A 26281-nucleotide genomic window follows, 5' to 3' on the forward strand; every position below is an offset into this window, starting at 1 on the left:
GGTCGGTGACATTCCGGGTCGGCCATACCCGGCAGGCACTAGGGTGAGCAGGGTCGGCCGTCCGGCCGGCGCCGGCGGTGGGAATACGGAATTGGGCTTGCCCGGTGGGAGGTTGCGGTGCGCGCAGCGGTGATGGGTGCGGGTTCCTGGGGAACCTCGGTGGCGAAGGTGCTGGTCGATGCCGGTACCGACACCGTGATCTGGGCGCGGCGACCCGAACTCGCCGAGGCGATCAACACCGAGCACGTCAACGCCGACTATCTACCCGGCATCGCGCTGCCCGCCGCGCTCACCGCGACGAGTTCGGCGGTCGATGCCCTGCTCGGCGCCGACGTCGTCGTCTGCGGTGTCCCGTCGCAGTCGTTGCGCCCCAACCTGACGCAGTGGACGCCCTACATCGGGTCGGATGCGTCGTTGGTGTCGCTCGCCAAGGGCATCGAATCCAACACCCTGCTGCGGATGAGTGAGGTCATCGCCGAGGTGACCGGTGTCGCCGACGACCGGATCGCGGTGCTGACCGGGCCGAACCTGGCACGCGAGATCGCGGAGGGTCAACCGGCGGCGACCGTGATCGCCTGTGCCGACGAGGCGCGGGCGGTGACGCTGCAGAGCGCGTTCAGTACGCGATACTTCCGGCCGTACACCAACACCGACGTCGTCGGATGTGAGATCGGCGGCTCTGCGAAGAACGTCATCGCGCTGGCCTGCGGGATGGCCAGCGGCATCGGGTTCGGTCAGAACACCCTAGCGACGATCATCACTCGTGGGCTCGCCGAGACGATCCGGTTGGGCGTCGCGGTGGGCGCGCAGATCGAGACGCTGGCGGGTCTCGCCGGGATCGGGGATCTCGTCGCGACGTGTTCGTCGCCGTTGTCGCGCAACCGCACGTTCGGCGCGCGGCTGGGGGAGGGTGCCACCATGGCGCAGGCTCAGGAGGCCACCAACGGGCAGGTCGCCGAGGGCGTCAAGTCGTGCTCGTCGGTGCGTGCGCTGGCCGAGCGACACCAGGTGCCGATGCCGCTCACCGACGCGGTCCACCAGGTCTGTCACGACGGCATGTCGGTGGCCGACGCGGTCAATTCGCTGTTGGGCCGCAGCACCAAGCCGGAGATCTACCGGGACTGAGCGCCCGCCGCCGATCAGCCGAAGTCGAGCGGTCCCCGTTCGAGGGTGCGGTCGATCAGTCCCGAGATGTCGGTGATGGGTCCGTTGCCGGCGTTCGTCGGAATCCACATCGCGACATAGGGCCGGTGGTCGACGCACACATAGGCCTGGCCCGAGCCGTCGACCGTGTCCGTGATGAACCACTGGACCCCGGCCTGGCCGGCGGCGTGGATCTCCTGGAGATTGCTGGTGGGAGACAGCTCGGCAGGTCGGGTCACCCCGCACCGAAGTGTCATGTCGTCGCCCGGGCCGGKCGACGGCCACGTCGCGCGGTCGCCGGAGACCTCTTTGGTACCGAAACCCTCGAAGGTGTCCGGTGCTTCGGTGAGCAAGCGGGTGCACTCCGCGGCGACCGGGCCGACGGAGTCGTAGGACTCGATCGGGGTCACCGGATCGGGGCGCATCGCGGCGAACACGATGAAGCCGGCGAGCACCATCACGGGAATGGCTACCAGGGTCGCGACGAGTGCGGGGCTGAGACGTCCGCCGCCGCCATACCGCGCGGAGTCCTCGGCGGATTCGCCGTCGACGGGATCCTGCTGGGTGTCATCCGAACCTGCTGACGTCACCCCACAACAGTAGGAGTCGGTCTGCCGAACCCGCGCACGGGGACCCGTCACGATCACCTGTCGTCGGCGGCCGGCCGACGCCCCTCAGCGCGTCGTGGGGACCACCGGGCAGGTCAGGGTGCGGGTGATCCCGTCCACCTTCTGGATCTGCGGAACCACGTTCTCGGTCAGGTGGGTGGCATCGGACGCGTCGACCCGGACGATCACGTCGTACGGCCCACTGACCTCTTCGGACGAGGCGACCCCGGCGATCTCGGCGATGGTCGCAGCTGCGAGGGCGGCCCTGCCGACCTCGGTCTGGATCAGTATGTATGCCTGAACCACGGACATCCTCTCCGTCTGTGTCGTACCCGGGCCACATCGTATGGGGCACATCGTCGACACGGCCTGTCGTACCGGCGGCTCGGCGCATGCGCGGTCGTCGGGCAGTGCACGGCTGCCGCGGGCGGCCGGACTGTCACGGATCGCTCCCGCCCGGCGGCCCCATACACTGTGGCACACATTGTCACCGACAACCCTGTGCGCGCGCGACCGGAAGAGGAAAGGCCCCGACGAGTGACCTTCGACGAGACCGGTCGGCAGGACCGCGCGATCGACCGGACCGACACGGTCGGGGCCATCGGTGAGCGTGCCGTGATCGCCGCGTTGACCGCGTCCGCGACCTCCGGTGAGCCGGCCGACGACATCGTGATCGGATCCGGTGACGACGCAGCCGTTCTCGACATCGGGGGATCGGCGGTGATCAGCACCGACACCGTCGTCGAGGGGCGCCACTTCCGATTCGACTGGTCGACGCCGGCGCAGGTCGGGGCCCGAGCGGTGGTACAGAGTGCCGCGGACGTCGCCGCGATGGGCGGCCGCACAACGGGTCTCGTCGTGTCCATCGCGTGTCCGTCGGACACGCGGGTCGGCGTCGTCCTCGACCTGAACGACGGCGTGGTCCGCGCGGCACACGAACTGGGGGCCCGGGTGCTGGGCGGCGACCTCGTCGCGGCCGGCCAGGTGGTCGTGAGTGTCACCGCGGTCGGCGCGCTCGAGGGCCGGCCCCCGGTCTCGCTGGGCGGTGCCCGGCCTGGTGACGTCCTCGCGGTGAGCGGTCCACTGGGAGCCAGCGCCGCGGGACTCGCGGTGCTGTCCGATCCGCGTGCGGTGGTCACCGATTGGTCGGAACTGGTTGCACTGCACCGAGTTCCGAACCCCGACCTCACCCAGGGGCCGGTCGCCGCGGCGGCGGGTGCGCACGCCATGACCGACATCTCCGACGGCCTGGTCGAGGAACTGCTCACGATGTCGAGGGCTGCGCAGGTCGCCATGACCGTGCATGGCGACGCCGTACCGCGGCGCCCGGATCTGGCTGCCGCGGCAAGCGAACTCGGGGCGGACGTCGGCCGCTGGGTACTGGCCGGCGGCGAGGACCATCACCTGCTCGCGGCGTTCGGTGGGCCCGCGGTGCCGCCAGGGTGGACCGTCATCGGCTCGGTGGGGGAGAAATCCTCGTCGGCGCCCGAGGTCTGGGTCGACGACCGCCGGGTCGGCGGGCCCGACGGTCTCGAACTGCACGGGTGGCAGTCCTTCGCCGACCCGACTGGTGACTGAGGTCCCCGGGGCGCACCATTAGAGTCGCCTCATGGCGATCTACGCACTCGACGACCGAGAACCGGTCCTGGGACAGGACACCTACGTGCACCCGGACGCGGTGGTGATCGGCGCGGTCACCCTGGGCGACGGTGTCTCGGTGTGGTCGGGCGCGGTACTCCGCGGCGACTACGGGACCATCACCGTCGGCGCCCGCAGCAACATCCAGGACGGCACCGTCATCCACTGCACGGTTCTCGACCCGACCGTGATCGGCGAACGGTGCGTCGTCGGACACAACGCGCACATCGAGGGCGCGACGATCGGAAACGACTGCCTCATCGCCTCGGGATCGGTGGTCCTGAACGGGTCCACGGTCGGCGACGGCGCGATCGTCGGAGCCGGCGCGGTGGTCCCGTTCAAGTTCGACGTTCCCTCGCGACGGATGGCGCTCGGTGTACCGGCCCGGCTCCGCGACGGCTACGAGGTACCGGAGGGGCACACCGAACTCAACTGCGAGATGTACTTCCAGAACGCGCAGCACTATCGCACCGCCCTGAAACGACTGGACTGACGACCGCCCACGACGGAGGCAATCGAGTGACCGCACCACCCAAACCCCTTGCCGAACTGATCGACCCGGGCTGGGCGCAGGCGCTCGCCCCGGTCGAGCCGCTCATCACCGAGATGGGCCGGTTCCTGCGCACCGAGATCGCCGAGGGGCGGCGCTATCTGCCTGCGGGACAACATGTCCTGCGGGCATTCACGCGCCCCCTCGACGACGTGCGCGTGCTGATCGTCGGGCAGGATCCATACCCGACGCCCGGGCACGCCGTCGGACTGAGCTTCTCGGTGGCGCCCGACGTGCGCCCGATCCCGCGTTCCCTGACGAACATCTACACCGAGTACTGCGCCGATCTCGGCTACCCCATGCCGACCACCGGGGATCTCACGCCGTGGGCGGACAACGGTGTGCTTCTGCTGAACCGCGTGCTCACGGTGGCCCCCGGCGAGCCGGCCTCTCACCGGGGGAAGGGCTGGGAAGAGGTGACCGAGTGCGCGATCAAGGCGCTTGCCGCCCGCGACGAGCCGCTCGTCGCGATCCTGTGGGGCCGGGACGCCGCGGGACTGGAGAAGTGGCTGCCCGACGTCCCGACCATCGTGTCGGCGCATCCGTCACCGTTGTCGGCCTCGCGCGGGTTCTTCGGGTCCCGACCCTTCAGCCGGGCCAACGAGGAACTGATGGACCTCGGCGCCGAACCGGTGGAGTGGCGTCTGCCGTGACCCTTCGAGGCTCGTCGACCTCGACGCGCTCCTTCGTCGCTTGCTCGGCCCGGTGGCTGGCGCGTCACGAAGGGTTGCCCTCTAGCGGCCTCGGGTGAAGTCCGGCGCGCGCTTGCCGACGAAGGCGTCAACTCCCTCGATGCCCTCGGGCAGTCCGGACCGTTCGGAGATGGAGCGGGCTTCGAGGGCGAGGTGCTCGACCAACGTGGTGTCGGCGGAGACGGCCAACAGATGCTTGGTCATCGCGTCGGCGTCGCGGGGACCCGACGCGATGGCCTCGGCGGCCGTGCGCGCGGCGGACTCGACCTCGTCGTCGGCGACGATCTCCGACAGCAGCCCCCACTGCTGGGCCTCGTCGGCGCTGATGACGCGGTCGGTCAGGATGATCTGGCGTGCCCGGGCAGCGCCGACGGCGCGGGGGAGGGTCCAGGTGAGACCCCCGTCGGGAGTGAGACCGATACCGCGGTAGGCGGGCCGCAGCCGGGTCGACGGACCACCGACGGCGACGTCGGCGTGCAACACCAGCGACATGCCCGCGCCGGCGGCCCAGCCCTTCGCGGCGACGACGACGGGGCGGTTCGCCTCGTACAGGGCGCCGACGAGCTGATGGAAGTTGTCGGCGATCTCGCGCAGATAGGTCGGGCGGTCGTCCGCACCGGCGAAGGCGCGGACGTTGCCGCCGGCGCAGAAGTTCTTGCCCAGCCCGACGAGCAGGACCGCCCCCACGTCACGCTGTCCACGCGCGACCTCGCGCAGTGCCTGGGTTCCCGCGGCGAGGGCGGCGTCGTCGAGCGAGTTGCCCGCGCCCGCCGTCGAGACCGCGAGGGTGAGGACGCCGTTGCGCTCGTGCACCAGAGCGTCGGTGTCGTCTACGGCAGCGGGGGCGGTGGGGTTCGATGAGGCCATGCGCGAAACCCTATCGCGCACACGCCAAAGAACCGATGCCGGGGAGCTTGCGCTCATGGCATCGGGTCTCGTGCTCTCGAACTCCCACCCGCGGACGGGCGAGGAGGTCAGACAGCTGCGGTCTTGCCGGCCTTCAGGCAGGAGGTGCAGACGTTCTTGCGCTTGCGGTTGCCGGGGGCGACCTCCACGCGAACGGACTGGATGTTCGGGTTCCAGCGGCGGTTGGTACGGCGGTGCGAGTGAGACACCGACTTGCCGAAGCCCGGGCCCTTGCTGCAAATATCGCAGACGGCAGCCATCGTCGAACTCCCTTGGTAGATGATCATGGTCTGGTGTTCAGCCGCTCGGATCGATCGGCACCACCGGTGGGTGTGCGCGCTCGAGGCGAAAGGCAACCCTGCAAGGATAACCAGGTCGTGGTGGCGTGACCAAATCCGAGCCGATCCGCCACCCGGTCCCGCTCGGGCGCGCCGCACGGTCGGACACCCCGAGTAACCTTGCCCACAACCTCACCAGCCGGTCACGTTGCGCGCGAGAGCACAGTACGTCGCGCGCCGCGTCTGCGAGAAAGAGCCACCGTGTGATCGCCCGCACCGTCAACCCGCAGTTGCTGCGCGATTGGGCCCGAGTCTCGGTCGAACAGCTCGAGTCGCTGCGCGGCGAGATCAACGACCTCAACGTGTTCCCGATCCCCGATTCGGACACCGGGAGCAACATGCTCTTCACGATGCGGGCCGCGGCCGAGGCGGTCGAGAAGACGCCGCCCGACGCGTCGCTGCCCGAGGTCGCCCGCGCGATGGCCGACGGCGCGGTGGCGCAGGCGCGGGGCAACTCGGGGATCATCCTCTCGCAGGTGCTGGTCGGACTCGCGGACGGTGCGGAGATCCTGGGCGACACCGACGCCCTGACCTTCGCCGAGTTCTCGACGCTGGGTCTGCGTCTCGGTTCGCTCGCGGCGACCCGTGCGGTGAGCGAACCGCGCGAGGGTACGGTCCTCACGCTGGTGCGGGTCGCCGCCGAATCGGCCGCGGCGCACGAGCACGAGTCCCCGGCCGACCAGGTGCGCGCCGTCGCCGACGACTGTGCCGAAGCGCTCGAACGCACCCCGGAACAGCTGTCGGTGCTCGCGAACGCGGGCGTGGTGGACGCGGGCGGGCGTGGCTTCCTCGCGATCGTGGACGCCATGGTCAAGGTCATCACCGGCGTCTCGCACCGCCGCCGGCGTTACCGGGGCATCCTCACCGACAGCACCACGCTGGGTCACGGACCGGACGACAGCTGCCTCGACGGGAGCGACCAGGACTTCGAGGTCATGTACCTCCTCGACGGCGCGGCCGGCGAGCAGATCGCCGAACTGCGCGAACGTCTGGACGAACTCGGCGACGCGGTGGTGATCGTCGGCGACAGTTCCAGCGGTGAGGGCGAACGCTTCTCGGTACACGTCCACACCTGCCACCCGGGTGCGGCGGTCGAGGCCGGCGCGGGCCTCGGGCAGCTCTCGGATGTCCGGATCACTTGCTTCGCTCTCGATGCCATTCGGGCACAGGCGGATTCGGCTGAGCCGCCGCCCCGGCACAAACGGGCGGTGGTGGTCGTCGTGTCCGGTGACGGCGCGGCCGAACTGTTCGGCGAGGCCGGTGCGGTCGTGCTGCGCGCCGACGACGGACTCTCCGCCCACGAGCTGGGCCGCGCGATCCGCGACACCGACAGCGCGCACGTCGTCGTCATGGCCAACGGCGCATTGACATCGCAGGATCTCGTCACGGTCGCCACCGAGGTGCGGTCCACCCAGCGCTCGGTCCTGATGCTGCCGACGTCGTCGATGACCCAGTGCCTCGCCGCTCTCGCCGTGCACGATCCGAGCGAGGTCCCCGACGTCGACGCCTACGCGATGGCCGAGGCCGCCGCCGGGGCACGCTGGGGATCGCTGCAGTCGGCGACCACGAGGATGATGACGCTGGCGGGGATGAGCGAGGTCGGTGACGTGCTGGGGCTGATCGGCGACGACGTGCTCGTCGTGGCGCCGGATCAGACGTCGGCGTGCACCGCCCTCGTCGACCTCATGCTCTCCACCGGAGGCGAGCTCGTCACGGTGCTCGCCGGGGTCGAGGTCGACGAGGCCGCCCTCGAGGCCGTCGCGGAGCAGATGCGGCGCAGCTACCCCGGCATCGAATTGGCGGTGTACCGCACCGGACAGCGCACCGATCTCGTCCAGGTGGGTGTGGAGTGACCGAACTGGCACTGTCGGATTCGCTGTCCGACGTCCTGGGGACCAAGCCCGCCGAACAGCTCGCCACCGTCGGCGTGCACACGGTCGGGGAGCTGTTGCGGTACACGCCCCGCCGGTACATCCGACGCGGCCACGTGGTCGACCAGGAGCGGCCCGAACCGGGTGAGTGGCTGACGATCGTCGGACGGATCACCAAGTCCGATCTCATCAAGATGAGGAGCCGCAAAGGGTCGTTCCTCAAGGTGAAGGTCACCGACGACAACGACGTCTACGAGGCCAGCTTCTTCAACGCCCACCGCCTCAAGGGGCTGTTCCGACCCGGTGCACGGGTGATGATGGCCGGCGCGGTCAAGTACTTCCGCGACCAGATCCAGTTGTCGCATCCGGAATGGATGATCCTTCCCGACGGCGATCCGGAGATCGAGGACGTCGTCGGTTCCAAGATGCTGACCGAGATGTACGCGATCGAGGAGCAGATCACCGGAGAGCGCGGCGATCACCCCCTGGTCACCATGTTCGACCGCGACATCCTGCCGATGTACCCGGCCAACAAGAACATTCAGACCTGGGACATCCTCGGCGCGGTCCGCCGGGTCCTGAGTGCGAGCGCGCCGATTCCCGACGCACTCACCGAAGCCGAACGCCGCGCGCGGGGTCTCGTCAGCACCGACGAGGCGATCCGCAAGATCCACCTGCCCGATGCCGAGGACGACGTGAAGGTCGCCGCCCATCGGCTGAAGTTCGATGAGGCGCTGGCCATCCAGACCGTGCTGGCGCAGCGCCGGTTGGCGGGGCGGAGCGAGTCGGCGCCACCGTGTCCACGCGTGCCCGGCGGTCTCGAGGACAAGTTGCGTGACCGACTCCCGTTCACCCTGACCGCCGGTCAGGTCGAGGTGGGGGAGGAGCTCGCCGAGGATCTGGCCCGCGCGCAGCCGATGTCGCGGCTGTTGCAGGGCGAGGTCGGGTCCGGGAAGACACTCGTGTCGTTGCTGGCAATGCTGCGGGTTGTCGACAACGGGTACCAGTGCGCCATCCTGGCCCCGACGGAAGTGCTTGCCGCACAGCACTACCGGACGATGAAGACGATGCTGGGCGACCTCGCCGAGGCGGGCGAACTGACCGCGGCCGACGGCGCGACGCGCCTCGCGCTGCTGACGGGTTCGATGAAGACCAAGGGCCGGCGCGAGACGCTCCTCGACGTGGTGACGGGCCAGGCCGGGATCGTGATCGGGACCCACGCGCTCCTCGAGGACAAGGTCGAGTTCTTCGACCTCGGACTCGTCGTGATCGACGAACAGCACCGCTTCGGCGTGGAGCAGCGAGATGTGTTGCGCGGCAAGGGCCGCGACGGACGGATACCGCATTTCCTCGTGATGACCGCGACGCCGATCCCGCGGACCGTCGCCATGACCGCCTTCGGTGACCTCGAGACCTCGGTCCTCCGGGAGCTGCCGCGCGGTCGGCAGCCGATCACCACGTCGGTGGTGCCCACCGGGAAATCCTCATGGGTCGAACGGGTGTGGTCGCGCGCAAACGAGGAGATCGACGCCGGCCGTCAGGTCTATGTCGTGTGCTCGCGTATCGGCGACGGGCCCGAACCCGAGCCCGACGACAACGAGGAGAAGGGCCCGCGGACGACCTCGGTCCTCGAGCAGTACGAGGCCCTCGTCGCCGGCCCGTTCGCGCACCGACGCGTGGAGCTCCTGCACGGCCGCCTACCCGCCGACGAGAAGAACGCCGTCATGGATGCTTTCGGTCGGGGCGAGGTGGACGTGCTGGTGTCCACCACCGTCATCGAGGTGGGTGTCGACGTGCCCAATGCGACCACGATGGTCATCGTCGACGCCGATCGGTTCGGCGTGAGCCAGCTGCATCAGTTGCGCGGTCGTGTGGGACGCGGGCGGCATGCGGGCCTGTGCCTGCTGATGACGAATGCCCGGGACGGCTCGCCGTCGATGGACCGCCTCCGCGCCGTGGCCGGTTCGAACGACGGATTCGAGCTCGCGCGAGTCGATCTCGAGCAACGCCGGGAGGGTGATCTGCTCGGGTCCCTACAGTCGGGCGTCAACACGTCGTTGCGGTTCCTGTCCCTGCTCGAGGACGTCGAGGTCATCGAGGACGCCCGCGAACTCGCGGAAGACGTGGTGAGCGAGGACATCACGCTGCTCGAACACCGGCCGCTCGCCGACCTCGTCGACGGAATCCTCGTGCCGAACAAGATCGCGTACCTCGACAAGTCCTGACCGACGCCCCGAGCGCCAGTTGTCGTGTGTCGTGCGCCTGGCGCCACGTTCTGCGACACCGGTGCCGGGCCGATCGACACACGGAACCAGAAGGTCGCCGTGTGCGTCTGAGAATGCATGGTGATGCGTTCGCCGACGCTGCGACGACTCCGCATGCGAATCCGATGGATGCGCTGGACGCCGCGGGACTCGCCGTCCTGGTCGCCACGGCAGTGGGCGGTGCTCGTCGCCGCGGTCGTCACAGCAGTGGTGGTCGCCGTCGGCGTCGACGCCTTTCGGGCCGGTCCCGACACCGACCCGAGGATTCGGGCGATGGCGGGGCAGGCGGCGTCGCTGCTCGCCTCGATCCCGATCAGTGCGGGGCGTACCGACCGACAGGATTACGACCGGTCCGCGTTCGGCACCGCGTGGTCGGACGCCGCGTCCGTACCCGGAGGCGGCAACGGATGCGACACCCGTAACGACGTGCTCGCCCGGGATCTGCGCGACATCCGAGCCGGCCCGACGTCGAGTTGTCCGCGTGCCGTACTGGCGGGCGAACTGCGGAGCCCGTACACCGGCGACTTCGTGGTCTTCCGGCGCGATCGGAGCGCGTCGGCGGTGCAGATCGACCACATCGTGCCGTTGTCGTACGCCTGGGACATGGGAGCGTGGGCGTGGCCGCCCGACCGGCGGTTGGACTTCGCGAACGATCCCGCCAATCTCGTTGCCGTCGACGGGCGTTCGAACCAGGACAAGAGCGACTCCGAACCCGCGCGCTGGATGCCGCCGGTCCGGGGATTCTGGTGCCAGTATGCGATACAGTTCGTGACCGTCACGGCTGCATACAGATTGACGGTCGACGAGCCCTCCCGACGCGTCCTGTCGGAGGCGCTGCGGTGTGCGGACTGACGACCATGTGCCGCCGCGTCAATGCGCGCCCGCGCCCTCCGAGTTGTGCAACAGGTTCAGTCCGACGACACCCGTGAGGATGAGGAAGATGCATCCGAGCCGAGCGAGGCCGGCCGGTTCTCGCAGGAACAGGATTCCGTAGATCGCGGTACCGACCGCGCCGATCCCCACCCAGACCGCGTAGGCCGTGCCCAGGGGGATCGAGCGGATCGCGTAGGCGACACCGGCCATGCTCACGATCACCCCGATGATGAACAGGGCCGTCCACATCGGACGTGTGAAGGTGTTCGACTTCTCCAGAGCTGCCATGTAGATGATCTCGACCAGACCCGCGGTCACCAGGACAAGCCACGCCACTTCGCGATCGCTCCCGTCTTCGGACATCTGTACGGCGTCACAGTAGGCGGGAGACGGGCGGGATGCGCGCCGAGATCAGTCCGAGAACGACGGAGGTCCTCCCGCCGGCCGCTTCACCTGTGCGAATGCCGAGACGCCCGCGAGCGTCACCAGAGACGAGAAAAGTGCGTCCGCTTCGTCACCGGTCGGGATGTCGGAGAGGACGGGACCGAAGAAATGGTTGCCGTCGATCCCGGTGATGGGGCTCCCGCCGGCCTCGCCCAGAGCATCCTGGCCTCGTTGGTGCGACGCGCGCAGGGCGTCGTCGAACGACTCGTCGTCCATGGCCTCGGCCAGGCCGACGGGGAGGCCGGTGTCGACGAGGATTTCCGACACCGTCGCGGGAGTCATCTCTTCGCCCGCGTGGTGCAGCCGTCGGCCGATCGCCGAGTAGAGCGGTTCGAGGGAGTCGGTCCCGGACTCGTCGACGGCCGCCATCAACACACGTCCGAGCCTCCGCGAGGTGTCGAGTTGCTGCCGCTGCTCGTCGGAATCCGGCTCCTGGTCCTCGTTCAGGATGGCCAGACTCATCACGTGCCAGTCGACGGAGGCATCGTGTGCCTGCGCCTGGTCGATGAGCCACCGCGAGGCCGCCCACGCGAAGGGGCACACGGGGTCGAAGTGGAACTCGAAGTGGGTCATGAGAACTCCGTTGGTCTCGGACGAATGTGCAAGGGGTTCAGGACTGTGCGGTCAGGGAATCGATCGCGGCGCGCAACTTCACCGCGGCATCACGTGCGACCGGTTCGAGGTCCGGTTCGCCCGAGACCTGGACCATGAGATCGGGGTTCATCGCCTCGACGAGCGTGTGGTCGGGGTTCCCCGGGTCGGAGCGGACGACGACGTTGCACGGCAACAGCAACCCGATCTGCCGCTGGACGCCGAGCGCCCGATGCGCCAGCGGCGGATTGCACGCGCCGAGTATCAGGTACGGCTCCATGTCCTCGTCGAGTTTCGTCTTGAGCGTCGCCTGGACGTCGATCTCGGTGAGGATGCCGAATCCCTGATCGGCGAGCGCGGCTCTGGTCCGTTCGACCGCCTCCGGGAAGGGGTGCGGCAGCGTGGTGGTCAGTGCGAGTGACATCGTGTGTCCTTTCTTGTCGGCCCTCAAGGGGCGTGTACCCGATTCGGGTGAGGTCAATGCTTGAAGCTGATCGACGGGAGGATCCGGCGCAACCAGGATGGTGTCCACCACGCCGCCCGGCCGGTGATGCGTAGCAGCGCCGGCAGGAGGGTGAGGCGGATCAGGACGGCGTCGAGCAGGACTGCCACACCCAGGATGATCCCCATCTCCTTCGGAGGGAGTGGTTGGGCCAGGGCGAAGGTGAAGAAGACGGCGACCATGACCGCAGCTGCGGCGAAGATGATCCGCCCGGAGTGGGCCATGCCGTCGACCTGCGCGGTCGATGGATCCCCGGAGCGTTCGTAGTGTTCTTTGGCGGTGGCGAGGAGGAACACGGTGTAGTCCATCGCGATCGCGAAGATCATGGCGAAGAAGAACACGGGGGCCCAGCCGTCGAGAAATCCCTGAGGTGTGAAGCCCAGCAGGTCTGCCAGGTGCCCGTCCTGGAAGATCAGCTTCGCGACGCCGAACGCCGCGGCGGTGGACAGCAGGCTCACCACAGTGCCGATGAGTGCGATCAGCGGCGCTTGGAGTGACACCAGCAGCAGGACGAAACCGAGGACGAGAATGACGGCGACGACCAGCGGGAAGTAGTCGTTCAGAGCGTGCTGCAGGTCGAGGTTCTCGGTGGGCGCGCCGCCGACGAGAGCGCCGTCGGGCAATGCGTCACGCAGGTCGTCGACGATTGTGGCCATCTGGCCGGCGGACGGGTCGACGGTCGGAAGAGCCTGCATGAGAACGAGGTCCGAGTCGTCCGCGGCCGGCGTCGCGGGAGTGACCATGGTGATCCCCGGGGACTGCGCCGCGACCGCGGCGGCCTGCTGCGCCTCGTCGGCGGGTGCGACGATCTGCAGCATCCCCGGTGCGCCCTCGCCCATCTGCGACTGCACGAGTTCATAGCCCTGGCGGACGGGCGCGTCGGCCGGGACGACGCCGATGGAGGGCATAGCGACCTTCAACCCGACGACCGGGATCGCGAGCGCGACGAGAACAACCAGGGAGCCGGTGGCGACAGCCCACGGATGGCGCTGCAGGAAGCCGCCCCAGCGTGCGAACACCGGCGATCGGTGCTGCTGGCGGCGCGCGTACGGCAGCGAGACCGCGTTGATCCGGCCACCCAGGGCGCCCAGCGCGGCGGGTAGGAGAGTGAGGGTTGCCGCGAGGACGAAGGCCACCGCGAGCATGATGCCCACCGCCATCGTGCGCACCGCCGGTGCCGGAACCAGCAGCACGGCCGACAGGCTCACCAGAACCGTGATGCCGGACAGCAACACCGCCTTGCCTGCGGTGTCCATCGTCTGCGCGACCGCCGCGCGCATGTCGTCGCCGTGCTCCCGGACCGAGTCGCGGAACCGCGACACCAGGAACAGTGCGTAGTCGATGCCCAGCGCCAGCGCGAACATCATCGCGAAGTTCATGGCCCACACCGAGATCGGGGTGACCTGGTTCAACAACACCAGGCCGCCCGCGGATGCGACGAGACCGGCGATGGTCAGCAACAATGGGAGACCGGCCGCGACGAGCGACCCGAAGGCGAGCACCATGATCGTCAGCGTGACCGGCCATGAGAACAGCTCGGCCTTGATCATCGCGTCGTGATTGGCCTCGTTGAAGTCGCTCCACAGGGCCGAGGCACCCGTCGGGTACACCTCGATCCCGTTTCCGGACAGGGCGATCAACGCGTCCTTGTGCTCATCGACAGCGCGCACCATCTCGTCGGTGTCGGCGGCCGCGCCCACTATGACGATCCCGGTGTGGCCGTCCGGGCTGATCGACGTGCCGGGCTGTGGCGGGACGACCTGGGCGAACCGGCTGTCCGTCCCCGCCAGTGCAGCGATCTCGCCGACCACCTCTCGAATCGCGGGACCGTCGACCGTGTCGCGCTCGGAGTGGACGACCACATGGACCGCTGCCGACGAGTTCCCGCCGAAATGTTGCTGAGCCAGCTCGCGGACCTGCACGGACTCCGACCCGTCGGCCTGCCAGCCCGCGCCCGCGAGTGCGGAAAACACCGACGGCGCCGCGGCTCCCAGGACGAGCAGGACGAGGAGCCACACGCCGAACACCCAGCGGGCGTGCGCGGCCATGGCCGCACCCCACCGGCCGAGGCCCCCGGGCGGGGAGCCCGCGGGGTCGGTAGTGGTCGCCTCGTCGGACAGAGGTGTGATCGGCGCCATGGATATCCTTTCGTATATACCCCTGGGGGTATTCGTCTGGCGGCTAACATACCCATGGGGGTATCTTGACGTCAAGAATTCAGCACCCAACCGGACGTCGGTGGTGCACGACAGCGAGGAGGCCTCGATGGCCGATGACAAGAGGCCCCACGTGGCCGTCGGCGACGATGCGATGAGTGCCGTCCTCAACCGTCTACGCCGAGCGCAGGGGCAGCTCGCCGGCGTGATCGCGATGATCGAGGCCGGGCGTGACTGCAAGGATGTGGTCACCCAGCTCGCCGCGGTGTCCCGTGCGCTCGACCGCGCCGGTTTCAAGATCGTGGCCTCGGGAATGCGGCAGTGCATCGAGACCGTTGACGGTGAGCAACCGCCGTTGACCGAGGCAGAGCTGGAGAAGCTCTTCCTCACACTCGCCTGAGGCGCCGACCGTGGATCTCGTTGGGGACTCCGAACCTGCGGCGTTACTCTGAGAACGGCACTTTCCGGGCGGTCGCGCCCGGAACCACCGAAGTCGAGGATGTTGATGAGCGCACCCACCGCAGAGCAGTCCGTCGCCGAAGGCGGCTCCGGCGCCGAGAAGTCCGACACCGAGAAGTCCGACACCGAGAAGTCCGACACGGAGAAGGTCGTTCTCGGGCTTGCCCGTGCCGCCAAGTCGGCGTCCCGCTCGCTGAGCGGTCTGACGACCGCGGGCAAGAACGAGGTCCTGCTCGCCGCGGCCGACGCCATCGAGGCGGCCACCGACACCATCCTCGCCGCGAACGCGGAGGACATCGCACGTGCCGAGGCGGCCGACATCGAGGTGAGCCTGCTCGACCGGCTGCGGCTCGACGCCTCGCGCGTGGCCGGTATCGCCAACGGTCTGCGGCAGGTCGCCGTGCTCCCCGACCCGATCGGTGAGGTGGTTGCGGGGAAGACCCTCCCCAACGGGCTGCAGCTGCGTCAGCTGCGCGTGCCCCTGGGGGTCGTGGGCATCGTGTACGAAGCGCGCCCCAACGTCACCGTCGATGCGTTCGGGATCTCCTTCAAGTCCGGGAACGCGGTGCTGCTGCGTGGCTCGTCGTCGGCCGCGTCGTCGAACGCCGAACTCGTGCGCGTGCTGCGGGAGACCCTGTCGGCCAAGGGGGTCAGCGCGGATGCAGTGTCGCTGCTGCCCAGCGACGATCGGTCCAGCGTGACCGCGCTCATCCGGGCGCGCGGACTCGTGGACGTGGTCATCCCCCGTGGCGGCGCGGGCCTCATCGAGGCCGTGGTGTCGAATGCGACGGTCCCGACGATCGAGACCGGCGTCGGCAACTGCCACGTCTACGTCCACGCACTCGCCGACCTCGATGTCGCGGCGCGTGTCATCCTCAACTCCAAGACCCGCCGGCCGAGTGTCTGCAACACCGCGGAGACCGTGCTCATCGACAAGGCCGTCGCGGCCGACGCGCTGCCGCGGATCACCTCGGTGCTGCAGACCCAGGGCGTGGTCATCCACGGCGACGAGCCGGGTATGGAGCCGGCCACCGAGGACGACTGGTCCATGGAATACCTGTCGATGGACATCGCGATGAAGGTGGTCGACGGGCTCGACGCCGCGGTCGCCCACATCGACACCTACGGAACCGGCCACACCGAGGCGATCATCACCACCGACCTGGCGGCCGCCGACGAGTTCACCCGGCGCGTGGATGCCGCCGCCGTCATGGTCAACGCATCGACCGCCTTCACCGACGGCGAGCAGTTCGGCTTCGGCGCCGAGATCGGCATCTCCACCCAGAAGCTCCATGCCCGCGGCCCGATGGGTCTGCCGGAACTGACCTCGACCAAATGGGTGGTCTGGGGCAACGGCCACGTGCGGCCCGCCTGATGAGCGCGACGACCCCGGACGCGGGGACCGCGGGATACACCGGCTCGGGCCCGGCCGTCGTGCCGTCGTTCGAGGGTGTCGACGACGTCGTCGGTCGCCTTCGCGCGACGGGTTACCTCGCCGACGACGCGACCGCGACCTCGACCTTCCTGGCCGACCGTCTCGGCAAGCCGTTGCTGGTCGAGGGGCCGGCGGGTGTCGGCAAGACCGAACTCGCCCGGTCCATCGCGGCGGCCACGGATGCCGAACTCATCCGCCTGCAGTGCTACGAGGGCATCGACGAGGCCCGCGCGCTGTACGAGTGGAATCACGCCAAGCAGATCCTGCACATCCAGGCGACGGGGGACCGCGCGTGGGATGAGGCCAAGGCCGACATCTTCTCCGACGAGTTCCTCCTGCCGCGGCCGCTGCTCAAGGCGATCTCGCGCGAGGGTGCCACCGTGCTCCTCATCGACGAGGTCGACAAGGCCGACGTCGACATGGAGGGGCTGCTGCTGGAAGTGCTCAGCGATTTCGCGATCACCATCCCGGAGATGGGAACCGTTGCCGCTCAGCGTCGTCCGATCGTCTTGCTGACATCGAACGCGACCCGCGAGCTGTCCGAGGCACTCAAGCGTCGTTGTCTGTACCTCTACATCGACTTCCCGGATGCCGAGCGCGAGAAGGAGATCCTCGCGTCGCGGGTGCCGAACCTGTCGGATTCGCTCAGCGCCGAGCTGGTGCGGATCGTCGGTGTCCTACGCACACTCGACATCCGCAAGAAGCCGTCGGTGGCCGAGACGATCGACTGGGCGAACACCCTGTTGGCGCTGGGAGCCGGGGAGAAGGCCACGGCCAAGAGCGGTGGCGGATTCGACGACGGACTCATCGCACGGACCCTCGGTGTCGTGCTGAAGCACCGGCCGGACCTCAAGACGGCTCTCAAAGAACTCAAGCTGGGCTGATGACGGCTCCGCTCGTCGCGCACCTCACCGATTTCGTCGACGAGTTGCGTCGTCGCGGGATCGTGGTCGGGCCGTCGGCGCTGATCGATGCGGCGAGTGCCATGGAGGTCCTCGACCTCCTCGAACGCCCCCGTCTACGCGAGGGGCTCGCGACGACACTGCTCGTCGATCACGCCCATCGCGGTGTGTTCGACCGGGTCTTCGACCTGTGGTTCCCGGTCGGCGCCGGAATGCGCACCGTGACCGAGGATCTTCCGCGCACCCCCGACGGCGAGCTCGATGTCGAGGCGGTCCGGGACGCGCTGGCGGAGATGCTCGCCGACGACGCGTCGGCGAACGACGGCCGGCTCGACCAGGCCATCGCGATGATCGTCGACGAGTTGGGGCGGTACGGATCGACTCGGGGCGAGGCGTTCTCGGCCTATCAGGCCATCACCGCGGTGAGTCCGCAGACACTGATCGCGAAGATCGCGGCGGCCATGGCCGGTGATGGCGATGGGGACGGCGGCCGGGCCGGTACGGAACCGCTCTACCGGCAGGCGGCGCGCCAGAAGGCCAACGATCTGCGTGCGGCGATCGAGCGAGAGACCCAGCGGCGCATGGCCGACCGCAACGGCCGCGAGAAGGTCGGCGCCTACGCGGTGCCCCCGCTACCCGAGAACGTCAACTTCCTGTCGGCGGGTGCCAAAGAACAGGTGGAGATTCGCAAGACCATCGAGCCACTGGCGAGGTTGCTGGCCGCGAAGCTCGAGACGAGGCGACGGCGCGCTCACCGCGGCGCGGTCGACGTCCGGAAGACGCTGCGCGCCTCGATGTCCACCGGTGGGGTGCCCATCGAACTCAGTCACCGCAAGCCCCGACCGGGGCGGCCCGAACTCATCATCATCTGCGACGTCTCGGGGTCGGTGGCCGGGTTCAGTCAGTTCACGTTGCGCTTGGTGTATGCACTGCGGCAACAGTTCTCGAAGGTGCGGGTGTTCGCCTTCGTCGACACCGTCGACGAGGTGACCGATTACTTCGACCACGGCGAAGAGGATTTCGGTGCGGCGATGCACCACATGATCTCCACCGCGCGGATCTCCACCCGCGACGGTCACTCGGACTACGGCAACATGCTGGCCGGGTTCGTCGCCGACTACGGCGATACGCTGACCCACCGGGGTGCGTTGCTGATCCTGGGGGACGGGCGGAACAACTATCACGATCCGCACGCCGACGCGCTCGCCGAACTGGTGGAACGGGCCCGGCACGCCTACTGGCTCAACCCGGAGGCCAAGCAGCACTGGGGCACGGGTGACTCGGTCGCGACCGATTACGCGGACGTGATCGACATGTTCGAATGCCGGAACGCCACACAACTGGGCACGGTCATCGCCGACCTCCTGCCGATCTGACCAGCGCTGCCGATTCGCATCAGTGCTCGACGCGTAGACTGACCGTCCATGTCACCCGACCGCCCGCGTGCGCGCCGTATCGGCGTGATGGGCGGCACGTTCGACCCGATCCACAACGGGCACCTCGTCGCGGCCAGCGAGGTCGCCCACCGGTTCTCGCTGGACGAGGTGATCTTCGTCCCGACCGGCCGTCCCTGGCAGAAGATCGGCGAGGCGACGACGGTGAGCCCGCCGGAGGACCGCTACCTCATGACGGTCATCGCGACCGCGTCGAATCCGCAGTTCAGCGTCAGTCGTGTCGACATCGACCGCGACGGCGACACCTACACCGTGGACACGCTCCGCGACCTGCGGGCGCTGCTTCCGGAAGCCCAGCTGTACTTCATCACCGGTGCCGACGCGCTGGAATCCATCCTGTCGTGGCAGGACTGGGAGGAGCTGTTCGGCCTCGCCCGATTCGTCGGCGTGAGCCGCCCGGGGTACGAGCTCGACGCCACGCACCTGGCCCACCATCTCGAGGCCATGCCCGCCGACACCCTGCATCTGCTGGAGATCCCGGCGCTGGCGATCTCGTCCACCGAGTGCCGGACGCGCGCGTTGCAGGGTCGGCCCGTCTGGTACCTGGTGCCCGACGGCGTCGTGCAGTACATCGCCAAGCGGAAGCTGTATCGTGCGCCCCGGGCGTCGTCGCCCGGTGTCTCCGCCCCGGCGCTTCCGGGGGCCAACCGCCCCGAGCGGCTCCCGCCCCAGGAAATCCCGCCCGGGGAACTGCAGAGCGATGCCGATGGGTCGGACCGGACCGTGGGCGAACAGGCCGTGACCGAATGAGAGGACAAGTGTGACTGCGTCAGCTGAAGCGCTGGAGATGGCCAAGGTGGCCGCCCTGGCCGCGGCCGAGAAGCTCGCCCACGAGGTGACGGTGATCGACGTGTCGGAGCAGTTGGTGATCACCGACGCCTTCGTGATCGCCTCCGCCGACAACGAGCGTCAGGTGAACTCGATCGTCGACGAGGTCGAGGAGAAGCTGCGGGAGGCCGGCCACAAGCCGCTGCGGCGCGAGGGTACGCGCGAAGGTCGTTGGGCACTGCTCGATTACGCCGACATCGTGGTGCACATCCAGCACACCGACGAACGACGCTTCTACGCGCTGGAGAGTCTGTGGAAGGACTGCCCGGTGGTCGAGGTGGACGGGCTGTCGTGAGTGGCGGTCCCGACTCACACGACACCGCCGTCGAACGTCTCACCCCGGTGGTGCGGCGCCTGATCCTGTTGCGGCACGGGCAGACCGAGTACAACGCGGCGAGTCGGATGCAAGGCCAGATCGACACCGATCTGTCCGAACTCGGTGTCCGGCAAGCCGGTTCGGCGGCGGTCGAGCTCGCCAAGCGGCAGCCGGTGGTCATCTGGTCGTCGGATCTGCGGCGGGCCCGCGACACCGCCGAGGCGCTCGCGCATCGAACCGGTCTGCCGGTGACCACCGACGTGCGCCTACGGGAGACACACCTCGGTGAGTGGCAGGGTCTGACGCACCTCGACGTCGATGCCGCGATGCCGGGCGCGCGCGCCGTCTGGCGCGATGACGCGACCTGGACGCCGCCGGGTGGGGAGAGCCGCGTCGACGTCGCCCGCCGCTCCACCCCCCTGGTCGACGAGTTGATCGAGCTGCTGCCGGAGTGGGGCGTCGGCGACAACCCGGAGGCGCCGGTGGTGCTGGTGGCCCACGGGGGAGTGATCGCGGCGATGACCGCGGCGCTGCTCGGGCTGCCGGTCGAGAACTGGCCCGTCTTCGGGGGGCTCGCGAACACGAGTTGGGTGCAGCTGTCGGGGCACAGCATGCCCGGCGAACTGCCGCGGTGGCGCCTGGACGTGTGGAACGCGTCCGCCGAGGACTCCGACCCGGCGGTGCAGTGAGCGACGTCCGCCGATGACCGAGGCCGCCGGACCCGGTCCATCCGCTGCCGATGCGCGGGAGCGATGTGTGCTGGTGTTGTCCGACTCGCTCGCGTACTACGGTCCGCAGGGCGGTCTGCCCGCGGATGACCCTCGGATCTGGCCGATGCTCGTGGGCGCTGCGACGCGTTCGGATGTGCGGCTGTTCGGCCGGATCGGGTGGACGAGCCGGGACGTCTGGTGGGCCCTCACCCAGGACCCGAACATCTGGGCCACCGTGCCCCGCGCCGACGTCGTCGTGCTCGCATTCGGAGGGATGGACACTCTGCCCTCGCCGCTTCCGACGGCTTTCCGGGAGCAGATCCGCTACATCAGGCCGAACGGGTTGCGGCAGCGAATACGCGCGGCCTACGCATGGATACAACCGCGGGGGTCGCACCTCGGATGGCCGCTCGCGCTGCCGCCGCACGTCACGATCGAGTACCTGGAGAAGATCCGCGCGGCGCTCGCCCAGCTGCGTCCGGACCTCCCGATCGTCGTGTGCCTGCCGCCCACCCACCGCAGTCCGTATTACGGCAACGTCCATGCCGGGCGGATCCCGACGACCGCGGCGATGTCGCGGTGGGCGTCGAGCCACGGCCTACCGTGTGTCGACTTCTACCCGGTCACCCGGGACGCCTTCGACGACGACACCGCCGAGATGAATCCCGACGGAATCCACTGGGGTTTCTCGTGCCACCGGGGGATCGCCGACCTGGTCGCCCCGGTCGTCGACGCCGTCCGGCGGCGCGCGAATCGCGACACCGGGGGCCCGACCCCGACGCCCGTGGAGGCCCGGCGCGTGAACCCGTTAACGTAGACGCGTGCCTGTCGTCGTCGTCACAGACTCTTCGTCCCGACTGCCGCGGTCGGTGACCGAGCACTACGGGATTCGGCAGGTCCCACTGCACCTCGCCGTCGGCGACGAGGACTACCGGGAAGGTGTCGACGACATCCCGGCCGACATCGTGACGACGCCGGGCGTGACCACCTCCGGCGCCAACCCCAACGACCTCTCCGAACATTTCGAGTCCGCGCTCGAGGCGAGTCAGGGTGCCGGCGTCGTCGCCGTCCACATGTCGCGCCGATTGTCGGGGACCTGGAGTTCGGCGCGGATGGCCGCGGAGAAGTTTTCCGGCCAGGTTCGGGTCGTCGATTCCCGATCTGTCGGTCTCGCAGTCGGTTTCACCGCCGTCGCGGCCGCCCAGGCCGCCGCCGGGGGAGCCGACCGGGACCGCGTGTACGAGTCCGCCATCCGACAGGCAGCGACCGTCGACTCGCTGCTGTGTGTGCAGCAGCTCGACAATCTGCGCAACAGTGGCCGGATCAGCGCCGCGGGCAAGCTCTTCGGATCGGCGCTGTCCATCAAACCGATCCTGCACATGGTCGACGGGACCCTGACGCTGAAGGAACGTCATCGCACGTTCTCCAAGGCTCTGGACAAGATGGTCGACGCCGCCGCCGACTCCGCGGGCGGGCGTGCGGTCACGGTCGGCATCCAGCACTGTCAGAGCCCGGACGTCGCCGAGGAACTGCGCGCGGCAGTCCACGCCAAGTTGCGGGTGGTGACCTCCGAGCTGACCGTCGATCTCGGTCCCATCCTCGGCACCCACGTCGGCCCCGGCGCGGTGGGCGTCGTGATCGCCGCGCACCTCGAACCGATCGAAGGTCTCGGCGAGTCCTAGCGGTCCGGCCCGCCGGACTCGGCGTCATCCACAGCTCGCACTGACCGTCCACAGATCGCGGGCTCCGCGGCTCGCGTGCGGAGCAGCGGCGGCTGTGCCACCTAGCGTGTGGCGTCATGAGCGCATCAGGACGGCGGAACCCGCTGGACCGGCTGGCGCCGGTGGCCGATCTGCCGGGCCGACGGGACGGTACGGCAGGCATCGACCCCGAGTCGCCGCCGCGCGCGCCGGACATCGACGACTCGCTCGGCCCCGTCGAAGAACCCGAGCATCCTGGGTGGGGGATCGGCGGGATGCCGACGTGGCTCGACACGCCGGCGCGAACCCACCGTCGACGGTCGGACGCCGACGGCGGCGACGGTGTCGGGGGCGTCGGTGCCGAGGATGACGATGACTTCGACGCCGATCCCGTCCCTCGGCGGCGCTTCGCGGTCGCGCCACCGGCAGCTCTCGCGCTGATCGCGGTCGGTGTCGTCGTCTGTGCCGTCGCGGCCTTCGGACTGTTCCGCGGGTCGGAGTCGGCGCCGGTCGTGGATTTCGGTGCGGTGGTTGGCACCTCGTCGATGTCGGACCCGTCGACGCCGCCGGCCGTGCCGACCGAATCGATCCCGGCGCAGATGGTGGTCAGTGTCGTCGGTTTGGTGCACACGCCGGGTCTGGTGCAACTAGCGCCCGGGGCGCGGGTCGCCGACGCGATCGACCGGGCGGGAGGTGCGCGCAAGAACGCGGATCTGCTGTCGCTGAACCTTGCGCAGGTCCTCCGGGACGGCGATCAGATCCTCGTTGGCTACGCGGGCGGGCAGGGCGAGATGTCGCTGCGCAGTGCTGTCGTCGGGGCTTCCGGCGCGCCACCCGCACCCGCGGGTGCACCCCCGGCAGATGCAAGTGCTCCCGCCGGCGGTTCGGGTGGTCCGCCGGCCACCGGCGGACTCGTGAACCTCAACACCGCCACCGAGGCCGACCTCGACGAGTTGCCCGGGGTGGGGCCGGTGACCGCGAAGGCCATCCTGTCGTGGCGGGATCGCAACGGGCGCTTCAGCTCCGTGGACCAGCTGGCCGAGGTCGACGGTATCGGTCCGGCACGCCTGGCCAGACTGCGCGATCTCGTGACGGTCTGACGGGTGGACTACCGCCTGCTGGTACCGGCGGTGGCGGTGTGGGCGGTGACGGCGTTCGGGCTGGTGATGCCGCCCGGCTACACGCTCGGGCTGGCGATCTGTTCGGGCGCGGTGGCCTCGGTCGGCACGCTGGTCTGTGCCGGCGGCCGGTTGGGATGGGACGCGGTCGGTTTGATCATCGTCGTGGCCGGACTCGCCGCGGTGTGCGCGACCTCGTTGGCGATCCGGCAGGAGGTCCGCTCCGATCACCCGCTGACCGCGTCGGCCGGGAAGTCGACGGTCGTGCTGACCGTGCGTGGTGATCCGGTGGTCGTCGGGCCGTCGTCGGCCGGACGAGTCCGTCTGCGCGTCGACGTGGAACAGGTTGGTTCGCATCGTGTTCCGACGGCTTCTGCCGACGTGATGGGCGATCTCGGGGAGTGGTCGGGCCTGTTGCCCGGGCAACGGGTGGTCACGGTCGCGCGGGTGCGGCCGCCGCCCGAGCACTCGCTTCTGGTGGCGACCCTGACTGCGCAGCAGCCCCGGGTCGTCGGCTCGCCGCCCGCCCACCAGCAGGTGGCCGGTGCGATCCGGGAACGGTTGCAGGTGTTGGCCGCGCGGGCGCTCGACGAGGACGCGGCCGGACTCCTGCCCGGCCTCGTGCTCGGCGACGAGAGCTCCCTCGACGACGGCCTGCGGGACGATTTCCGCGACGCCGGCCTGAGCCATCTGACCGCGGTCAGCGGCAGCAATTTCGCGATCGTCTGCGGAGCAGCGCTTCTCGTGGTTCGCAGTGCGGGTGTGCCACCGCGGGCGGCCGCGGTCGTCGGGCTGGTGGTGATCCTGGCATTCGTGGTGCTCGTCCGGCCGTCGCCGAGTGTGGTGCGTGCCGCGTTGATGGGAGCGGTGGGTGTGTTGGCGCTCTTCGCCTCTCGTCGGGCGCAGGCGTTCCCGGCGCTCGGTGCGGCGGTCGTCGGCGGACTCCTGTGGTGGCCCGAGCTGGCGCTGCAACCGGGGTTCGCCCTGTCGGTCGCCGCCACCGCCGCCATCGTGCTGTGGGCTCCACGACTCCGTGACCGGTTGCGCGAGTGGCGTTGTCCGCCGGGTGTCGCCGAGGTGATCGCGATGGCGGTCACCGCGCAGGTGGTGACGGCGCCGATCGTGGTCGTGGTGACCGGTACGTTCTCGGTGGTGGGGATCGTCGCGAATCTCCTGGTCGCCCCGGTGGTCGCGGTGATCAGCGTGGTCGGCACCCTCGCCGCACTCATGGGCGCGATCGGGCCGCCCGACGGTGTCGGCGCGCTCGTGGGTGAACTACTGGTGCGCGCCCTCGCCCCCGAGCTGTGGTGGATGGTCGCGTGCGCGCGCACCCTCGGCGGCGTGGGCTGGGCGAGTGTGGAGGTGTGGTCGCCGTTCGGATGAGGCTTGCGACGCTCCATCGTGTCGCGTGGCCGACGCCGGCGTCGGGCGCTGCGACCGTGTCGGCGCCGTCTGGCACCATTGTCGCCGTGACCGATCGCCTGCACCTGCTGCTCGGAGACGACGACTTCCTCACCGGCCGGGTGATCTCGGCCGTGGTCGACGCCGCGTCGAAAGCCGCGGGCACCCCGGTGCCGGTGACCCGGGTGCGTGCCGGCGACGTGAGCGAACACGAACTCGCCGAACTGCTCAGTCCGTCGCTGTTCGCCGAAGAGCGGATCGTCGTCGTCGAGGCCGCCGCCGACGCGGGCAAGGAGCCGGCCGCGCTGATCGCCGCGACCGCGTCGTCGCTGCCCGAGGGCATCACGCTGATGGTGATCCATCACGGCGGGGGCCGGGCGAAGTCGATGGTCCCCGCCTTGAAGAAGGCCGGTGCCGTCGAACACGAGACGACCGCCCCGAAGTGGCCGTCGGAGCGGATGACGTTCGTGCGCAACGAGTTCCGGTCGCTGGGCGTGAAGGTCGGCGCCGAGGTCGTCGAGCAGGTGGTCGAAGGCGTCGGATCAGAACTTCGCGAGCTGGCCGCCGCGTGCGCCCAACTCGTGGCCGACACCGGCGGCAAGGTCGACCGCGACACCGTGCGCCTGTACTACCAGGGCCGTCCCGAGGTGACCGGATTCGAGGTGGCCGACCGGGCGGTGACGGGCGACCGTGCCGGCGCGCTGGAATCCCTGGCCTGGGCGCTGCACCACGGCGTGCCGCGGGTGCTGCTTGCCGACGCCCTCGCCGAGGCCGTCCACGCCATCGCTCGCATCCGACCCATGGGGTCGATCAACCACTTCGATGCGGCCCGCGAACTCGGCATGCCGCCCAACCGGGTCAAGAACGTGCAGGCGAAGGCCAAGGCGTGGGACGCGGAGTCGATCGCGCGGGCGGTCGGCGTGGTCGCGGCGCTCAACGCGGATGTGAAGGGGCAGGCCGCCGACCCCGATTACAGCCTCACCCACGCCGTCGCCACGGTCGCCGACCTCCGGCCGGACGGGCGTCGGCGGAGCTGACGCCACGCGGCCGGTCTTGAGTCGGCCGTCGGACGGGAGTGGCTTCGACTCGGCGCCTCGCTCCGCTCGGGGCCGGCTCATAGCTCCTATGTCAAGCGGCGGCGGGTGTTGGGTTGTCGGCTTTGCGGGTGCGGGCGTGGTGGTCGGTGGTGAGGTGGTTGTAGACGACGCGGGCGAGGCGGCGTTTGAGGCAGCGCATCGCCTCGCGAGGGGTCTTGTTTTCGGCCTTCTTCTTCTCGTAATAGGCGTGGCCGAGGGTGTCGGGCATGCGTGCCTGGGTCAGCGCGATGCGGTGGATCGCGGCATTGATCTGGCGGTTGCCAGACCGGGTGAGTCGATGGCGTC

Annotated in this window: 27 protein-coding genes and 1 pseudogene; 19 read left to right on the forward strand and 9 right to left on the reverse strand. The window is 69.3% G+C overall.

Annotated elements, in window-relative coordinates; genetic code table 11:
• Positions 1–117: 117 nt before the first annotated feature.
• Positions 118–1125, forward strand: a complete 1008-nt coding sequence (locus tag A9310_RS24015; RefSeq protein ID WP_058252120.1) for an NAD(P)H-dependent glycerol-3-phosphate dehydrogenase — start codon at positions 118–120, stop codon at positions 1123–1125.
• A 14-nt stretch (positions 1126–1139) separates the two neighbouring features.
• Here the strand turns inward: A9310_RS24015 and A9310_RS24020 are convergent, their stop codons facing one another.
• Entirely contained in the window at positions 1140–1733 is a 594-nt protein-coding gene (locus A9310_RS24020; protein WP_065632717.1) for a DUF3515 domain-containing protein, read from the reverse strand.
• Between the two features lie 84 nt (positions 1734–1817).
• Positions 1818–2063, reverse strand: coding sequence for an Lrp/AsnC ligand binding domain-containing protein (locus A9310_RS24025; protein ID WP_058252118.1), 246 nt, complete (start codon positions 2061–2063; stop codon positions 1818–1820).
• 225 nt (positions 2064–2288) lie between these two features.
• Between A9310_RS24025 and A9310_RS24030 the strand changes: the two genes are divergently transcribed.
• The 3 genes from A9310_RS24030 to A9310_RS24040 are packed head-to-tail and all read left to right on the forward strand — an operon-like array spanning position 2289 to position 4592.
• The gene (locus tag A9310_RS24030; protein ID WP_065632718.1) at positions 2289–3329 is read left to right on the forward strand and encodes a thiamine-phosphate kinase; all 1041 of its coding nucleotides are present in this window, start codon (positions 2289–2291) and stop codon (positions 3327–3329) included.
• Between the two features lie 31 nt (positions 3330–3360).
• Entirely contained in the window at positions 3361–3882 is a 522-nt protein-coding gene (locus A9310_RS24035; protein WP_065632719.1) for a gamma carbonic anhydrase family protein, read from the forward strand.
• A gap of 26 nt (positions 3883–3908) precedes the next feature.
• Positions 3909–4592, forward strand: coding sequence for a uracil-DNA glycosylase (locus tag A9310_RS24040; protein ID WP_065632720.1), 684 nt, complete (start codon positions 3909–3911; stop codon positions 4590–4592).
• An 81-nt stretch (positions 4593–4673) separates the two neighbouring features.
• Here the strand turns inward: A9310_RS24040 and A9310_RS24045 are convergent, their stop codons facing one another.
• Together A9310_RS24045 and rpmB are read right to left on the reverse strand one after the other, a co-directional pair.
• Entirely contained in the window at positions 4674–5498 is an 825-nt protein-coding gene (locus A9310_RS24045; RefSeq protein WP_065632721.1) for an enoyl-CoA hydratase/isomerase family protein, read from the reverse strand.
• 107 nt (positions 5499–5605) lie between these two features.
• A complete protein-coding gene (gene rpmB / locus A9310_RS24050; RefSeq protein ID WP_065632754.1) occupies positions 5606–5797 on the reverse strand; it encodes a 50S ribosomal protein L28 in 192 nt (63 codons plus the stop codon).
• A 281-nt stretch (positions 5798–6078) separates the two neighbouring features.
• Here rpmB and A9310_RS24055 point away from each other — a divergent pair, with 281 nt between their 5' ends.
• The 3 genes from A9310_RS24055 to A9310_RS24065 all read left to right on the forward strand — a co-directional run bounded on the left by A9310_RS24055 (position 6079) and on the right by A9310_RS24065 (position 10862).
• On the forward strand, positions 6079–7728 hold the full coding sequence (locus tag A9310_RS24055; RefSeq protein ID WP_065632722.1) for a DAK2 domain-containing protein: 1650 nt from the start codon (positions 6079–6081) through the stop codon (positions 7726–7728).
• Positions 7725–9971, forward strand: a complete 2247-nt coding sequence (recG, locus tag A9310_RS24060; protein WP_065632723.1) for an ATP-dependent DNA helicase RecG — start codon at positions 7725–7727, stop codon at positions 9969–9971. The genes A9310_RS24055 and recG overlap by 4 nt, the downstream gene beginning before the upstream one ends.
• A gap of 117 nt (positions 9972–10088) precedes the next feature.
• Complete coding sequence (locus A9310_RS24065; RefSeq protein WP_058252111.1) at positions 10089–10862, forward strand: HNH endonuclease family protein; 774 nt, start codon at positions 10089–10091, stop codon at positions 10860–10862.
• 18 nt (positions 10863–10880) lie between these two features.
• Here the strand turns inward: A9310_RS24065 and A9310_RS24070 are convergent, their stop codons facing one another.
• Genes A9310_RS24070 through A9310_RS24085 form a run of 4 tightly spaced genes read right to left on the reverse strand, consistent with a single transcriptional unit; the run spans position 10881 to position 14558 of the window.
• On the reverse strand, positions 10881–11246 hold the full coding sequence (locus A9310_RS24070) for a multidrug efflux SMR transporter (RefSeq protein WP_336276194.1): 366 nt from the start codon (positions 11244–11246) through the stop codon (positions 10881–10883).
• Between the two features lie 48 nt (positions 11247–11294).
• On the reverse strand, positions 11295–11900 hold the full coding sequence (locus A9310_RS24075; RefSeq protein ID WP_065632724.1) for a hypothetical protein: 606 nt from the start codon (positions 11898–11900) through the stop codon (positions 11295–11297).
• Positions 11901–11937: 37 nt separating this feature from the next.
• Positions 11938–12342: a DUF302 domain-containing protein gene (locus tag A9310_RS24080; protein ID WP_058252109.1), complete on the reverse strand. Its 405-nt coding sequence runs from the start codon at positions 12340–12342 to the stop codon at positions 11938–11940.
• Positions 12343–12395: 53 nt separating this feature from the next.
• On the reverse strand, positions 12396–14558 hold the full coding sequence (locus A9310_RS24085; protein ID WP_065632725.1) for an MMPL family transporter: 2163 nt from the start codon (positions 14556–14558) through the stop codon (positions 12396–12398).
• A 127-nt stretch (positions 14559–14685) separates the two neighbouring features.
• Here A9310_RS24085 and A9310_RS24090 point away from each other — a divergent pair, with 127 nt between their 5' ends.
• From A9310_RS24090 to holA, 12 genes are all read left to right on the forward strand, one after another.
• The gene (locus A9310_RS24090) at positions 14686–14976 is read left to right on the forward strand and encodes a metal-sensitive transcriptional regulator (RefSeq protein WP_217492978.1); all 291 of its coding nucleotides are present in this window, start codon (positions 14686–14688) and stop codon (positions 14974–14976) included.
• Between the two features lie 105 nt (positions 14977–15081).
• Positions 15082–16410, forward strand: coding sequence for a glutamate-5-semialdehyde dehydrogenase (locus A9310_RS24095; RefSeq protein WP_065632757.1), 1329 nt, complete (start codon positions 15082–15084; stop codon positions 16408–16410).
• Positions 16410–17354, forward strand: a complete 945-nt coding sequence (locus A9310_RS24100; RefSeq protein WP_175401209.1) for a MoxR family ATPase — start codon at positions 16410–16412, stop codon at positions 17352–17354. The genes A9310_RS24095 and A9310_RS24100 overlap by 1 nt, the downstream gene beginning before the upstream one ends.
• Positions 17354–18748 carry a VWA domain-containing protein gene (locus tag A9310_RS24105; RefSeq protein ID WP_065632726.1) on the forward strand — a complete coding sequence of 465 codons (1395 nt, stop codon included), beginning with the start codon at positions 17354–17356 and terminating at the stop codon, positions 18746–18748. Before A9310_RS24100 ends, A9310_RS24105 begins: the two co-directional genes overlap by 1 nt.
• 48 nt (positions 18749–18796) lie before the next feature.
• A complete protein-coding gene (nadD, locus tag A9310_RS24110; RefSeq protein ID WP_065632727.1) occupies positions 18797–19576 on the forward strand; it encodes a nicotinate-nucleotide adenylyltransferase in 780 nt (259 codons plus the stop codon).
• A 10-nt stretch (positions 19577–19586) separates the two neighbouring features.
• The gene (rsfS, locus tag A9310_RS24115; RefSeq protein ID WP_004023080.1) at positions 19587–19949 is read left to right on the forward strand and encodes a ribosome silencing factor; all 363 of its coding nucleotides are present in this window, start codon (positions 19587–19589) and stop codon (positions 19947–19949) included.
• Positions 19946–20659, forward strand: a complete 714-nt coding sequence (locus tag A9310_RS24120) for a histidine phosphatase family protein (protein ID WP_065632728.1) — start codon at positions 19946–19948, stop codon at positions 20657–20659. Before rsfS ends, A9310_RS24120 begins: the two co-directional genes overlap by 4 nt.
• Before the next feature lie 13 nt (positions 20660–20672).
• Entirely contained in the window at positions 20673–21497 is an 825-nt protein-coding gene (octT, locus tag A9310_RS24125; protein WP_065632729.1) for a diglucosylglycerate octanoyltransferase, read from the forward strand.
• A 4-nt stretch (positions 21498–21501) separates the two neighbouring features.
• Positions 21502–22362 (forward strand): DegV family protein, encoded by an 861-nt coding sequence (locus tag A9310_RS24130; RefSeq protein WP_065632730.1) that lies wholly within the window; start codon positions 21502–21504, stop codon positions 22360–22362.
• A 116-nt stretch (positions 22363–22478) separates the two neighbouring features.
• Complete coding sequence (locus A9310_RS24135) at positions 22479–23480, forward strand: ComEA family DNA-binding protein (protein ID WP_065632731.1); 1002 nt, start codon at positions 22479–22481, stop codon at positions 23478–23480.
• Positions 23481–23483: 3 nt separating this feature from the next.
• Positions 23484–24881: a ComEC/Rec2 family competence protein gene (locus A9310_RS24140; protein WP_065632732.1), complete on the forward strand. Its 1398-nt coding sequence runs from the start codon at positions 23484–23486 to the stop codon at positions 24879–24881.
• Positions 24882–24967: 86 nt separating this feature from the next.
• Positions 24968–25936, forward strand: a complete 969-nt coding sequence (holA, locus tag A9310_RS24145) for a DNA polymerase III subunit delta (RefSeq protein WP_065632758.1) — start codon at positions 24968–24970, stop codon at positions 25934–25936.
• A gap of 91 nt (positions 25937–26027) precedes the next feature.
• On the opposite strand, the pseudogene A9310_RS24150 reads toward holA, so the two are convergent.
• Positions 26028–26281 (reverse strand): annotated as a pseudogene (locus A9310_RS24150) (IS110 family transposase); the annotation flags it as partial.

It is taken from the genome of Gordonia sp. UCD-TK1 (genome assembly GCF_001691435.1).
Lineage (GTDB): Bacteria > Actinomycetota > Actinomycetes > Mycobacteriales > Mycobacteriaceae > Gordonia > Gordonia hongkongensis.

Coding starts and splice junctions, on each gene's coding strand:
- A9310_RS24025 (WP_058252118.1), bottom strand. CDS start 2,063: ATGTCCGTGGTTCAGGCATACATACTGATCCAGACCGAGGTCGGCAGG.
- A9310_RS24035 (WP_065632719.1), top strand. CDS start 3,361: ATGGCGATCTACGCACTCGACGACCGAGAACCGGTCCTGGGACAGGAC.
- A9310_RS24045 (WP_065632721.1), bottom strand. CDS start 5,498: ATGGCCTCATCGAACCCCACCGCCCCCGCTGCCGTAGACGACACCGAC.
- rpmB (WP_065632754.1), bottom strand. CDS start 5,797: ATGGCTGCCGTCTGCGATATTTGCAGCAAGGGCCCGGGCTTCGGCAAG.
- A9310_RS24065 (WP_058252111.1), top strand. CDS start 10,089: ATGGTGATGCGTTCGCCGACGCTGCGACGACTCCGCATGCGAATCCGA.
- A9310_RS24070 (WP_336276194.1), bottom strand. CDS start 11,246: ATGTCCGAAGACGGGAGCGATCGCGAAGTGGCGTGGCTTGTCCTGGTG.
- A9310_RS24075 (WP_065632724.1), bottom strand. CDS start 11,900: ATGACCCACTTCGAGTTCCACTTCGACCCCGTGTGCCCCTTCGCGTGG.
- A9310_RS24080 (WP_058252109.1), bottom strand. CDS start 12,342: ATGTCACTCGCACTGACCACCACGCTGCCGCACCCCTTCCCGGAGGCG.
- A9310_RS24085 (WP_065632725.1), bottom strand. CDS start 14,558: ATGGCGCCGATCACACCTCTGTCCGACGAGGCGACCACTACCGACCCC.
- A9310_RS24090 (WP_217492978.1), top strand. CDS start 14,686: ATGGCCGATGACAAGAGGCCCCACGTGGCCGTCGGCGACGATGCGATG.
- A9310_RS24095 (WP_065632757.1), top strand. CDS start 15,082: ATGAGCGCACCCACCGCAGAGCAGTCCGTCGCCGAAGGCGGCTCCGGC.
- A9310_RS24100 (WP_175401209.1), top strand. CDS start 16,410: ATGAGCGCGACGACCCCGGACGCGGGGACCGCGGGATACACCGGCTCG.
- A9310_RS24105 (WP_065632726.1), top strand. CDS start 17,354: ATGACGGCTCCGCTCGTCGCGCACCTCACCGATTTCGTCGACGAGTTG.
- nadD (WP_065632727.1), top strand. CDS start 18,797: ATGTCACCCGACCGCCCGCGTGCGCGCCGTATCGGCGTGATGGGCGGC.
- octT (WP_065632729.1), top strand. CDS start 20,673: ATGACCGAGGCCGCCGGACCCGGTCCATCCGCTGCCGATGCGCGGGAG.
- A9310_RS24135 (WP_065632731.1), top strand. CDS start 22,479: ATGAGCGCATCAGGACGGCGGAACCCGCTGGACCGGCTGGCGCCGGTG.